This window comes from Lysinibacillus sp. LK3, assembly GCF_001043675.1.
Classification (GTDB): Bacteria; Bacillota; Bacilli; order Bacillales_A; family Planococcaceae; genus Lysinibacillus; species Lysinibacillus capsici.
Window position 1 is genome coordinate 20,364 of sequence record NZ_LDUJ01000018.1, and the last position, 13,613, is coordinate 33,976.

At 37.5% G+C, this 13,613-nt stretch carries 11 protein-coding genes; 10 read left to right on the forward strand and 1 reads right to left on the reverse strand.

What is annotated here, in order from left to right; genetic code table 11:
• The first annotated feature begins 75 nt into the window (after positions 1-75).
• The 9 genes from VK91_RS13525 to VK91_RS13565 all read left to right on the forward strand — a co-directional run bounded on the left by VK91_RS13525 (position 76) and on the right by VK91_RS13565 (position 10,056).
• The gene (locus VK91_RS13525; protein ID WP_048393494.1) at positions 76-1,152 is read left to right on the forward strand and encodes a M42 family metallopeptidase; all 1,077 of its coding nucleotides are present in this window, start codon (positions 76-78) and stop codon (positions 1,150-1,152) included.
• A gap of 59 nt (positions 1,153-1,211) precedes the next feature.
• Complete coding sequence (locus VK91_RS13530) at positions 1,212-1,733, forward strand: DUF84 family protein (protein WP_048393495.1); 522 nt, start codon at positions 1,212-1,214, stop codon at positions 1,731-1,733.
• A 94-nt stretch (positions 1,734-1,827) separates the two neighbouring features.
• Positions 1,828-2,346, forward strand: coding sequence for a hypothetical protein (locus VK91_RS13535; RefSeq protein ID WP_048393497.1), 519 nt, complete (start codon positions 1,828-1,830; stop codon positions 2,344-2,346).
• Positions 2,347-2,416: 70 nt separating this feature from the next.
• Positions 2,417-3,235, forward strand: a complete 819-nt coding sequence (locus tag VK91_RS13540; protein ID WP_081011002.1) for a DUF1444 domain-containing protein — start codon at positions 2,417-2,419, stop codon at positions 3,233-3,235.
• A gap of 2 nt (positions 3,236-3,237) precedes the next feature.
• Positions 3,238-3,852 (forward strand): YtpR family tRNA-binding protein, encoded by a 615-nt coding sequence (gene ytpR, locus VK91_RS13545; protein WP_048393499.1) that lies wholly within the window; start codon positions 3,238-3,240, stop codon positions 3,850-3,852.
• Between the two features lie 262 nt (positions 3,853-4,114).
• On the forward strand, positions 4,115-7,264 hold the full coding sequence (locus tag VK91_RS13550) for a DNA translocase FtsK (protein WP_048393501.1): 3,150 nt from the start codon (positions 4,115-4,117) through the stop codon (positions 7,262-7,264).
• Between the two features lie 229 nt (positions 7,265-7,493).
• Positions 7,494-8,807, forward strand: coding sequence for a UDP-N-acetylmuramate--L-alanine ligase (gene murC, locus VK91_RS13555; protein ID WP_004226102.1), 1,314 nt, complete (start codon positions 7,494-7,496; stop codon positions 8,805-8,807).
• 109 nt (positions 8,808-8,916) lie between these two features.
• Positions 8,917-9,420 (forward strand): DUF948 domain-containing protein, encoded by a 504-nt coding sequence (locus tag VK91_RS13560; protein ID WP_048393503.1) that lies wholly within the window; start codon positions 8,917-8,919, stop codon positions 9,418-9,420.
• Positions 9,421-9,555: 135 nt separating this feature from the next.
• Positions 9,556-10,056: a YtxH domain-containing protein gene (locus VK91_RS13565; protein WP_004226105.1), complete on the forward strand. Its 501-nt coding sequence runs from the start codon at positions 9,556-9,558 to the stop codon at positions 10,054-10,056.
• A gap of 53 nt (positions 10,057-10,109) precedes the next feature.
• Here the strand turns inward: VK91_RS13565 and pilM are convergent, their stop codons facing one another.
• Positions 10,110-12,263, reverse strand: coding sequence for a pilus assembly protein PilM (gene pilM / locus VK91_RS13570; RefSeq protein WP_048393505.1), 2,154 nt, complete (start codon positions 12,261-12,263; stop codon positions 10,110-10,112).
• Positions 12,264-12,436: 173 nt separating this feature from the next.
• Between pilM and VK91_RS13575 the strand changes: the two genes are divergently transcribed.
• Positions 12,437-13,522: a bifunctional 3-deoxy-7-phosphoheptulonate synthase/chorismate mutase gene (locus VK91_RS13575; RefSeq protein ID WP_004226108.1), complete on the forward strand. Its 1,086-nt coding sequence runs from the start codon at positions 12,437-12,439 to the stop codon at positions 13,520-13,522.
• The last annotated feature ends 91 nt before the right edge of the window (positions 13,523-13,613 follow it).

The window sequence follows — 13,613 nt, forward strand, 5'->3', positions numbered from 1 at the left end:
AATATTTCGAATTCGGAAATAATTGTGTTACAATAGGCAAGGAAGAATATTCTACTTCGTGGGGAGAGAGTCATCATGAATGAGGAAACATTACAATTATTTAAAACATTAACAGAATTACCAGGCGCTCCGGGTAATGAACACGCAGTACGCGCGTTCATGCGTTCTGAGTTAGAAAAGTACTCGGATGAAATCGTTCAAGATAATTTGGGGGGTATTTTTGGTGTTAAGCACAGTGATGTTACGGATGCACCGAAAATATTAGTTGCTGGTCATATGGATGAGGTAGCATTTATGGTTACTTCTATCACAGATAATGGAATGATCCGTTTTCAAACATTGGGCGGCTGGTGGAACCAAGTTATGCTTGCACAGCGTGTAGAAGTATATACGAAAAATGGGGCAATTCCTGGTGTAGTTTCATCCATCCCACCCCATTTATTAACAGATGCAGAACGAGCGAAGCCAATGGATATAAAAAATATGCTTATCGATGTTGGTGCTGATAATAAAGAAGATGCTATGTCTATGGGTGTTCGTCCTGGACAATCCATCATACCAATTTGTCCATTCACACCAATGGCTAATCCGAAGAAAATTATGGCTAAAGCTTGGGATAACCGCTATGGCTGTGGTCTAGCGATTGAATTAATGAAAGAAGTACAGCACGAAAAATTAGGTTCACATTTATACTCAGGTGCAAATGTAATGGAAGAGGTTGGCTTGCGCGGTGCACAAGTATCAGCAAACATGATTAAACCAGATTTATTCTTTGCACTAGATGCTTCTCCTGCCAATGATATGTCAGGTGAAAAAAGTCAATTTGGACAGCTCGGCAAAGGTACTTTACTTCGTATTTTAGATCGTACAATGGTAACACATCGTGGTATGCGTGAATTCATTTTAGATACGGCCGAATCCAATCGTATCCCTTATCAATACTTTGTCTCCCAAGGTGGAACAGATGCTGGTCGAGTGCATACAGCAAACGATGGCGTTCCAAGTGCAGTAATTGGTGTATGCTCACGTTATATTCATACATCAGCGTCAATTATTCACATTGATGATTATGCAGCTGCCAAAGCATTAATTATTGAATTAGTGAAAAAAGCAGATCGTTCGACATTAGAGTCAATTCACGCTAATGTATAAGAAGCTAGGAAGATGCCTTTTAGAGGCATCTTTTTCTATGGAAAGAAAGTGGGGATTAAATGAAAATAGCAATTGGCACAACCAATAAGGCCAAAACAGAAGCAGTTGAAGTAATTGTTCGCAAATACTTTGAGGATTCTCTCTTTACTCATGTCAAAGCTGCTTCTGAAGTATCAGATCAACCGATAAGTAATGAAGAAACTAGATTAGGGGCAATGAATCGTGCTAAAAACGCCTTGATTTTAACGGATGCAGAATTATCATTTGGCTTAGAAGGTGGCGTAACTGAAATCGAGGATGACATGTATGTTTGTAACTGGGGTGCATTAACTGTGTCAGACGGAACAATGTTTACAGCTGCTGGCGCACAAATTATTCTGCCAAAAGAAATTGCCCAGGAAATAAGAACTGGTGGAGAACTTGGGCCGGTTATGGAGCAATATACAAAGCGTCGAGATATTCGTCAAGGCGCAGGTGCTGTAGGTATTTTTACGCAAGGTTTAGTTAGTAGACAGATGATGTTTGAGCATATTGTCTCGCTTTTAGTTGGTCAATATTTGTTCACATTTTCACAAAAATAGTTAAAAAGAATTAGTGGTGAGAGGATAGTTAGGTTGCATCTTATGATTAATTTTTTTAAAATAGAAAAAAGTTAGTAGTGAAAGGAAGAGAGACATGTTATTTTCATGGCTAAGAGCAATTGGCCTAATGCTTATACTTCTTGTCCTTTCTGGCTGCAATCAATCTATTGATGATCAAATTGCTAATGGGCTCCAATTAACGGAGAAGGTTTTTGCTGAAGAGCCAGAAGAACATACAGTAGAAATTGGGGATATCAAATTATACTTACCTTCAAACTTTAAAATTGAAGACAGTTCAGATGCTTATAATATTGTGATTTCAAAAGGCAAAGAAAGCTACATTCTTTTTATCAATGATCGTGAAGCACAAGACAGTAAACTTTATTATAATCTTTTAAAAGAAAATGAAGCGGACAAAATTATCGAGGAATCGACTTTTGATAAGGATGGTCGTTTTGGCTTCACAGCGGTTCTAAAAACGGACGAAGAAAATGAAATGGAGCTCATTGTTAGTAGTGGTGGTGTGAAGATGACAACCATTTCAAAAGCAAAACAAATTGAAAATAATTTGCGTGAGATGACGAAAATCGTTCATTCGGTTAAGATGAAGTAAATAGAAGGAATGAACAGAACGGTTCACAAACATGTGAGCCGTTTCATTTTGAAGTTAGGATGTGAAAAAGATGAAGCGAATGAAGTCTGAACAACTAGTCGAGCTATTAAAAAAGCAATTAACTGAAGAGAAATATGAATTTCATTTTGATAAAAAGTACGATAAATTACGCTTGAATCATAAGACAATTGAAAAAGGGATGGAGCTCTCCTTACCTGGGATCTTAGCAAAATATAATGACAAGCAAGAGTCAGCGATTGAAGAAGTTATATATACAATTGAGCAAACCTTTAATGCAATGGTACAAGAAAAAGAACAGGGTTTCCAAACGACTACACAGATTTATCCCGTGATTCGTGCCACTTCTTATCCACAGGCATCGAAAGAAGGGCATGCCTTTATTACAACTGAGCATACAGCTGAAACGCGCGTTTTTTATGCACTCGATTTAGGTAAAACATATCGCTTTATTGATGAATCCATGCTAGAAGCCTTACAATTAACGGTAGAACAAATTCGAGAAATGGCACGCTTTTCGGTGAAACAACTACCAACCGCCTATAAAAAAGATGAGGTAGCAGGTAATATTTTTTATTTTGTCAATGTGAATGATGGCTATGATGCTAGCCGTATTTTAAATGAGAGCTTTTTAAAAGAAATGCAGGCACAAGTGGAGGGCGATATGACATTATCCGTGCCTCATCAAGATGTATTAATTATAGGTGATATTCGTAATGAAACAGGGTATGATGTATTAGCACAGATGACGATGCATTTCTTTGCAGTCGGTACTGTACCGATTACGTCATTATCTTTTATTTATGAAGATGGAGAACTAGAACCAATCTTTATCTTAGCAAAAAACAGAGTGAAAAAGGAGCAAGAATAACAATGAACGTATTTTACAACAAAGAGCATGTAGGAGATGTCTTACTAGTTCAACTAGCAACGGAGGCTATTGTGAAAACAGAAGTAGAACGTGCTGGTGATATTGCTATTTTAAGGGAAGCTCAAACGGGAGAAATTAAAGCCTTCAATTTATTTAATGCGAGCAGTTACATCCAAACAGATGCTAAAGGCTTAGTAGAAGTGACACCAGAATTAGTAGCACAGCTAGCAGTGGCAATCGAAAAAAATGGAGCTAATATTAATCTTGATGTTGATTTTTCACCAAAATTTGTGGTTGGTTATGTAGAAACAAAGGACAAGCATCCAAATGCTGACAAATTGAGTATCTGTTCAGTCAATGTAGGAGATGAGATACTACAAATTGTATGTGGAGCTCCTAATGTAGAAGCAGGTCAGAAGGTAGTTGTTGCGAAAATTGGTGCCGTAATGCCTTCGGGAATGCTTATTAAAGAAGGAAATTTACGTGGTGTTGAGTCTTACGGCATGCTTTGTTCAGCGCGTGAATTAGCGATTCCTAATGCACCATCTGAAAAAGGAATTTTAGTATTACCAGAGGATGCTATAGTTGGTAGTGCTTTTGAATCACCAACTAAATAAAAATTCCCCTATTTAAAAAAGAAATTATTAAAATTTAAATGTTTTATCATGATATTATTCCTTGTGTCAAGGTGAAATGCCCTAAATCGTTATGTTACTAATATGCTAGTAGCATAACGATTTTTTTGTTTAGAATGAGCCTCTAAATGCAAGTTTCAAGACCGTTTTTATGGTATGCTTTTTGATGTAGACATTGAGCTATTGATAAATATAAAACTAGACAATGCTATAAATGAAGTGTAAGAGAAATGAGTGAAACGAAGTGAACTGGTTTAAAAAACAAATTAGTAAATTTATTAATAAAGAAGATGAAGACTATGAGTATGAAGAATATTATGAGGATTATGGAGAAGTTCAGTCGGAGCAATTACATACACAAAAAGAACCACCAATCGCTAAGCAAAAGACTTTCCGTTTCCCTTTGATTGACGATGATGAAGGTGAAGCATCCTATACGCCCTCAAAAGAAATGTTTGATCAAATGGAAGATGATGATTATGGACAAATTGGGGATTTATCGTTACCAAAACATTTAAATCATCATATTGTCGATTCTAGTGTTTATGATGTTGAGGTTTCAGGAATTCGAGATTTACTAGCAAATCGCTCTAAACGTACAGGTAGAAAAACAATGATGAAAAGTCAGCCTTCAGAACAAGAATTTCGTTCAAGAGCAAGCTTAGTCTTTCGAGATGCACAAAATGAAACAGCTACTATAAGTCCTATGACTGCACCTGCACCAAAAGAAAAGAGTCAGCGAAAAGAACAAAAAGTTGAAAATATTATGCCTGAGAATCGCAAACGATTTGTTCCAACAGATGTGCCTTCACCTGTCTATGGTTTTGCAAAACCAAGTCCCATTAAAGATTTATTAGATAAAAGAAAAGAGGAATATGAGAAGCAAGAAACCGATGTACAGGCAGTTGAAAGGGTTACTGTTGCAAAGCCTTTAAAAGAAGCGACAACAAATGAGGTCAATGAAAATATACTAGAAGAAAAAGAGCCGGCTAGCACAAACCAAACGGTTTTAACGGAACACCATGAGATTATTCAATCGAAAGAACTTTCGACAGTAAGTGAACCAATTATTTTTGAGGAAGAACTGTTGGTTGAAGAGAACGATGATAAGGAAAATTTGTCATCAAATGTAGCTGTGCCTCAAACGACTTCTTTTGCTATGGATTTTGAAGGGCAAGAGAAGGAAGCTGTTGTTCAAGATCAAACAGTTCAACAACTTTCAGCAGATCAATCGGAAATCCATGTCAAAGAAATGATTGTGGAACAAGTACAAATAGAAAATTCTACGATCCATATTGGAGAAGTTACTGTCGTTCAACCGTCAATGGATGACCAATCTCCTGATACTGCATCGAGGGAAGAAAAAAGTCGAATTCCATTTAATGTACTAATGTTAAAAACAGATAAAGAAAAATGGAGAATCCAACAGCAATTGAAGATGGCTCAGCAGCCTATACGTGTAGAGAGCATGCCAGAAACAGAGAAAAACAAACTAGTGGATGTGATGCCAGAAAAATCATCGTCCTTAGACAGCATGACAACAAGCGAAATGTCCGTTTCACCACCAGAAGATGACAACGATTTCCATATGTCAGAGACTGTTCAATTGCAAGTAGATGGTCCAGTGCAACTTGAGGTAAAAGATGAAGTAGAAAGTGTCCCTACAAAAAGTAGTGCTGAAGAGCCTATTGCTGTAATTACAATGGCTCCTGTTACATCAATGTCAAGTATCTCAACAAATGAAAGAATAGAAATTGAAAAAGCAGCTGCTGATGAAATTTCTGCAACTATTGAGCCAGAGCTTGAGTTAGAACCAGAACTTGAACTATCTTCAGAACGGGACCAAGTGTCAGAACCAGAACTAGCTATCGAACCTGAAGTAGTTTCAGAAATTGTAGAGTATGCTCCGGTAGAATCTGTTGAGAATCAAGTAGCACCACAAGAAGTAGAGGTAGAAGCTGAGATACCAGCAAAGCCTGTACACGTCTATCAAAAGCCAACGGATGAATATCTAGAGCCACCAGAGGAAAAAACACAGGATACGGATTGGATGGAGCAACAGGGCGACACATTAGTCGAAGCACTATCTTATTTCCAAGTTTCTGCTCAAATTGAATCGATTATGCAAGGTCCTGCTGTTACTCAATTTGAAATAACGGTGAGCCATGGTACAAAGGTGAGTAAAATTCGAAACTTAGCAGATGATTTAAAACTTGCCCTAGCAGCAAAAGATATTCGTATTCAAGCACCAATTCCTGGGAAAAGTTCGATCGGTATTGAGATCCCAAATAGAGTATCACGTGCTGTTCGCTTATCTGAGGTAACAAATAGTGCCTCCTTCGTTGAGTCAGATTCACCATTAGAGGCAGCATTAGGACTTGATTTGACTGGAAAACCTGTTACGTTAGATCTGCGTAAAATGCCACATGGCTTAATCGCTGGTGCAACGGGTTCGGGTAAATCCGTTTGTATTAATTCTATTTTGGTTAGTTTATTATATAAAGCTGCACCACACGAGCTAAAACTCATGCTGATCGACCCTAAAATGGTAGAGCTGGCGCCCTTTAATCATATTCCGCATTTAGTTAGTCCTGTCATTACAGATGTAAAGGCAGCAACGGCTGCACTAAAATGGGCAGTTGAGGAAATGGAGCGTCGCTATCAACTATTCGCTCATGCAGGTGCACGTGATATTACACGTTTTAATGCCATAGCGGATAAAAATAATGAACATAGCCTGAAGTTGCCTTACATTTTAATTGTCATTGATGAGTTAGCAGATTTAATGATGATGTCTCCAGCAGATGTAGAGGAGGCCATTTGCCGTATTGCTCAAAAGGCACGTGCATGTGGTATTCATTTAATTGTTGCAACGCAAAGACCTTCAGTGGATGTTATTACAGGGTTAATCAAATCAAATATCCCTACACGTATTGCCTTTGCAGTTTCCTCTCAAATTGATTCTCGTACCATTTTAGATGGGCAAGGAGCTGAAAGGTTACTTGGTCGAGGGGATATGCTATATTTAGGTAATGGTATGTCAGCGCCCGTGCGTTTACAGGGAACTTTTGTTACAGATGATGAAATTGAATCGATTATTGAGCATGTTCGTGAACAGGGTGAGCCTGATTATATTTTCGATCAAGAGGAATTATTAAAGAAAACAGAGGTGTCCGCAGAACAGGACGATTTATTTGAAGATGTTTGTCGATTTGTCTATGAGCAAGGTGGCGCTTCTACCTCATTGATTCAACGAAAGTATCATATTGGCTATAATCGTGCTGCTCGTTTAATTGACATGTTAGAATCACATGGTTTTGTTTCGGAAGCAAGAGGAAGTAAGCCACGTGAAAGTTACATTACAGAAGAAGATTTAATTACTATGTTTGAATAAGAATTGTATTGTTTTCGTCTAGATTATCTAATTTACGTCGAATTTAGTTTTTTTAGAAAAGTTACACATCTATCCTTATGCATAAAAAGTGCTATAATAGACAAGATGTGTTGAATAGTACGTATTTTTTAACACTTGTGAAGGTATTAATACCTAACCATTCGTGAAATAATACGATACACCTAATAGATGATAGATGGGATATTGAAATTCCCGGGGGGTTTAATTAATGACAGTTTTTCATTTCACAGGCATTAAAGGTTCTGGCATGAGTTCGCTTGCACAAATCTTATTTGATGCTGGTGAACAAGTACAGGGCTCAGATGTCGATAAATATTTCTTCACGGAGCAACCGTTACGTGAACGTAATATTCCAATTTTTACATTTAATGCAGATAATATTAAAGAAGGTATGACAGTGATCGCAGGTAATGCATTTTCCGATGATCACCCTGAATTAGTACGTGCTCGAGAAATAGGTGTAGAAGTCATTCGTTACCATAAATTTTTAGGTGAATATATTGGCAACTATACATCTATTGCCATCACAGGTGCACATGGTAAAACATCTACGACTGGTTTAATGGCACATGTGGTAGGTGGCTATAAACCGACATCTTATTTAATTGGTGATGGTACTGGGGCAGGTCATGAAAATGCTGATTTCTTTGTAATGGAGGCGTGTGAATACCGCCGTCACTTTTTAGCATATAATCCTGATTATGCTGTGATGACGAACATCGATTTTGATCATCCAGATTACTTCGCTAATATAGAGGACGTATATTCTGCATTTCAATCATTAGCATTACAAGTGAAAAAAGCAATTATAGCGTGTGGTGATGATGAACAGCTTCAACGTATTCAAGCAAAAGTACCAGTTGTGTATTATGGATTTGGTGCTGAAAATGACTTTGAAGCTCGTAATGTTGAAAAAACAACTGAGGGTACAAAATTTGATGTTTTTGTACGTAATGAATTTTATAGCACTTTCTTTATCCCATTATTTGGGGATCATGCTGTTTTAAATACATTGGCGGTTATTACGCTATGTGAATATGAAGGCATTTCTCCAGATATTATTCAGGAGCGTTTACACACGTATAAAGGTGTAAAAAGACGTTTTACTGAGACGGATATAGGGGATAATGTTTTAATAGATGACTATGCACACCATCCAACGGAAATTCGCGCGACAATTCAATCAGCACGACAAAAATTTCCTGAACGTGAGCTAGTTGCGATTTTCCAACCACATACATTTACACGTACACAAGCTTTTTTACAAGATTTTGCGGATAGTTTGAGCCTTGCAGATACAGCCTATTTATGTGATATATTTGGCTCTGCGAGAGAAACGCAAGGCGCGCTTTCTATTCATGATTTAGCGTCACTTATTGAAGGCAGTGCAGTGATTACCACTGAAGGAATTGATATATTAACAAAACATAATGGCGCAGTATTTTTATTTATGGGCGCTGGTGATGTTCACAAGTTCCAAGATGCTTTTGAAGACGTGCTTAAAAACAATGAAACAGCTTAGTCCGTAGGGGTTAAGCTGTTTTTTCTCAAATTTAAGCAGGAATTCCGTTTTTTTTGTCGAAGATAGGGAAAGTAATAGTAAAGACAATTTACTAGCAGGAGGTCAACTTATGGAAGTGATTTTGTATATTGCAGCCATTATTGCTGCAATCGGTTTTTTAATTTTATGTGTGAGCGTGGGCATGACATTATTCTCGCTTAAATCCATCTTAAACAGCTTAGCAGGGACATTATCTGGGATTGAAGGCCAAATGGAAGGCATTACACGCGAAACAACTTCTTTATTATCAAAAACAAATAGCTTAGCAGAGGATATTCAACATAAATCTGAACAATTAAATTCAGTTGTTCAAGCTGTTAAAGGTATTGGTGACTCCGTTAATGGTTTAAATAATTCTGTTCAGCAGATTACTACTTCTGTCTCTAAAAGCGTAGAACAAAATGAAGAAAAAATTGCACAAGTTGTACAATGGAGTAATGTTGCGATGGGTATTGCTGATAAATGGAAAAAGCGAAAAATCATCGAGCAGGAAACGGTATCACCCGATGCCTATGCATTTGAAACTGTGCAAGTAGAAGAAACACCAAAAAGAAAATGGGGTCGTAAAAAATGATAATTATTCAGTGAGTATTGTATGCTGGCTGAATAAAAATAAAGTCTTAGACATATAAGTTGAAGATGCATCTGTGAAAATAGATGGACAACCAGTCTAGACAAATTTGATAATTAGATGGGGAGGAATTGTTGCATGACAACTCAAAAGCCAAATTTTAACGAAGTAAAGGAACAGCAGCTTGAAAGTTCTTTGCCTCAGCTTTATCATCCGCAAGACTCGATTTATGAAGAGGAGCGTGTAAACATGAAAGATTTTGTGATTGGCGCATTAGTTGGTGGAATCGTAGGGGCTGCTGCAGGTCTACTGTTAGCTCCAAAATCAGGAAAAGATTTACGCAGTGATGTGGCTGTACAAGCTGTTCAGCTAAAAGATAAGAGTGCAGACTTCTCGACAACTGCAAAAGATAAAACAGTTCAACTTTCTAAACAAATTCAAGAGCAATCTACACAATTAGTAGAGAAAGTAAAAACACTAAAAACGGCAAAAGCACCAACTGTTTTTGATGATGGTACGGTTTCCTTTGAAGGGGAAGAACCATTAGAGGATTATATTCCAAGTGAGGAACCAAAAGCCGAAGAAACGACAGAAAAAGCAGATCAAAAAGAAGAAACAAATGAAGAAGTTCGTGCATAATGCATAATATAAAGGGATACGTTACAAGATAAAGTTGTAACGTATCCCTTTTTTTAAATGATAGGTGTTGCTTCTAATATTATTTCTAATTGATCACCACCAAATATCTCTGTATCAAAGCTCGCTGGCTGACCATTTCTTAAAATCGTAAAATTCCCCTTAAAGGCACTTGGCAGCTGCCAATTAGAGAATCGGAAAACATCTTGATAAATCCAACGACTACGATCCTTTTCTTTAAATACTAAAGTCGCTCCATTGGGTACAGTGGATTGTGGTGACACAACCATTTTATTAACAATCGCTTCATTTGCAGTCTTCTTTAGTTCCAAAACTTCCTGTTGGAAATGAATAATGATTTTATCCTCTAGCAAAAGATTCATTTGGTCTGCGATATGCTGTACTGTTGGTAGAGATGGTTGTTGGAAGCTTATCACATCTCCATTTTGTACAGCATAGCTCAATTTGGCTACTTTTCCATTAATCATTAGCTGAGAAGAGAACTCTGGTAAATATAAAGGTTGTCCATCTACTTGAATCGTATAGGACTCAAATTGCTTTAACAAATGCCAATTATTAGTGATTTTGAATACATCCTCAATTGTTTCGGCAATATCAAAAACGACGATATCACGATCATTTAAAACGGTATCGAGTGATGCAGAAGAGTTATTGACAGAAATTTTGGGCTCAATCACATATTTGGTGTTTTGGATTGTCACAGTCTTTATTGCTGCATCATCTATAAGATCTCTTACTGTAGCCGTCGCCTGTTGCCCATCTTGGCCTTCTATTAACTGAATGGCATCTCCAGTTTTAATCAGGCTTTTTGTTGATGCCTGTTGCCCGTTTACCAATATTTCAGCAGGCTGACCATGTCCACCTGGTATAAATATGTCCTGTCCGTTGACACTGATAGATAGTCCATGTCCTGGTTTTCCATATAATTGCTTTGCACGAATATTTGCAGCTAGAAAGGCATCTGCAACAGTCATTTCTTTTAGTTCAAAAAGGCGTACCACTTGGTTATTGACTGTTAAACTCATATATTGAATCGGCATTTTTTTAGCAGCAATGGCAATACCAATAGGTGTGACTAATTCAGGTGAGGCTTTTATATGATCTTCTTTTGTTAAGTTTTGAATAGCATCAATGCCTCGAACAGCAATACGATTAGCTGGTAAATCTAGAACTTGACCTAGTTCTGTAGTAAGGTTGGGTGTTAAACTACCGCCACCAACCAGCATAACGGCTTTGGGTGCTACTCGGTTATTGAGTCGTAGAATTTCTTCTCCGATAGACTTCGCCAACTGTTTCACTGCAGGCTCAATTGCTAAAAAAACCTCTTCCTTTGGATAGAACTGATCAAAGCCTAGAATATCTTGAATCAATATTTCTTCAGAGGTTTGTAGCTGACGTTTAGCCTCTTCAGCTACAGGGAAGTCTAGCAAATAGTGGTCGCTTAAAGCTTCTGTTATTTCATCGCCAGCTGTAGGGACCATGCCATAAGCTACAACTGTACTTTTATCCGTAATGGCAATATCTGATGTACCTGCTCCTATATCAACAAGTGCCACATTTAGGCGACGCATCGTTGGAGGAATCAGCACATTAATGGCAGCAATCGGTTCTAACGTCAATGCTTCCATCTCTAAATCAGCTCGTTTAAGAGCGGCAATCAATGATTCCACAACTACACGAGGTAGAAACGTTGCTATCACTTCGATTTGGGCTTCATCCCCTTGTTGATCCAACAAGCTTCCGATCTCCTCGCCATCCAAGCGATAATACAGGACTGAGTAACCTACACAATAATAGTGGCTAATTTTTGCATCCTCTTTTTGTTGCAAGAGTTGCTGCTGTGCTTGTTGAACAGCCTGAAGTTCCAAGCGACTAATATCTTCTTCAGTAAAAATTGGTCGATTACGAATATTGATGGTCACACTAGCTTGTTCAGTTTTCAAAGATCGACCTGCTGCAGCGACACTTACCTTTGTGAGAGGCCCATGTTTCTCTTCAAGTTCACGTTTTATTTCATTAATTAATTCTGCCACATACATGACATTATGTATTTGTCCATCTACCATGGCACGTTCTTTATGCTCTTTTACTAAAATATCTTCCACATGAAAATGATCATTTTCTTCTTGGAGAATAATCCCGACCACTGAGCGAGTGCCAATATCAAGTGCGAATAGTTTAGAACTCAATGTAATCGCTTCCTTTCGCGTCATACTTGAAAATAATTTAGCGAGTTGAAGCGCTAAATTAAAAATGCGTGACATTCTGAACAACATTGATTATAATAATGCTATTATCTAAAAATGTAACATACATTTCAGAGTTCTGAAAGTGTCTGTCATGAGGAGAGGAGCAAGAAAGCATGAGCCAAAAAGATTTAGAAAGCTTACGTAGTCAAATAGACGGTTTAAACTTAGAAATTCTTCGTCTAATTAATGAACGTGCAGCTGTAGTTGATGAAATCGGTAAAATTAAAGAAAAACAAGGTGTGAATCGCTATGATCCGCTGCGTGAAAGACACATGCTTGATCTTATTAAAGAACACAATCAAGGTCCATTAAACCAAATGACGGTTGATTATATATTTAAGCAAATCTTTAAAACAGCTTTAAAACAACTTGAGGCTGATAAAAAGAAAGAGTTGCTTGTATCTCGTAAGAAGAAGTCAGAAGATACAATTATTAATATCAATGGTGAATTAATTGGGCAAGGAAAACCATCTTTCGTATTTGGTCCTTGTGCGGTTGAGTCTTATGAGCAAGTAGCAGCAGTTGCTGCTTCTATTAAAGCAAAAGGCGAAAAGTTAATTCGTGGTGGTGCTTATAAGCCACGTACTTCTCCTTATGACTTCCAAGGTCTTGGATTAGAAGGTCTGAAAATCTTAAAACGTGTGTCCGAGGAATATGGTTTAGGTGTTATTACAGAAATCGTGACACCAGGTCATTTAGAGGAAGCATTGGATTATATTGATGTCATCCAAATTGGTGCACGTAATATGCAGAACTTTGAATTATTAAAAGCAGCAGGTGCAACAAATAAACCTGTCTTATTAAAACGAGGTTTAGCTGCAACAATTGATGAATTCATTCATGCTGCAGAATACATTATGTCTAAAGGAAATGAAAACATTATCCTTTGTGAACGTGGTATTCGTACTTATGAAAAAGCAACTCGTAATACATTAGATATTTCAGCCGTACCAGTTTTAAAACAAGAAACGCATTTGCCAGTATTCGTAGATGTTACACATTCAACAGGGCGTCGTGATTTATTATTACCTTGTGCAAAAGCAGCTATTGCAATTGGTGCTGATGGCGTCATGGCAGAGGTGCATCCAGATCCATCTGTGGCATTGTCTGACTCACAACAACAAATGGACATCCCAACATTTGACGCATTCTATGAAACGCTACAAAAATTCATGAAAAATCATGAAATTCATGCTTAATTGTTAACAGCGAACACCGCTTGCTTACTTCGGCAGGCGGTGTTTATTATATCGTGACAAAATAATGTCTAGAATAGGACTATTAGTACTT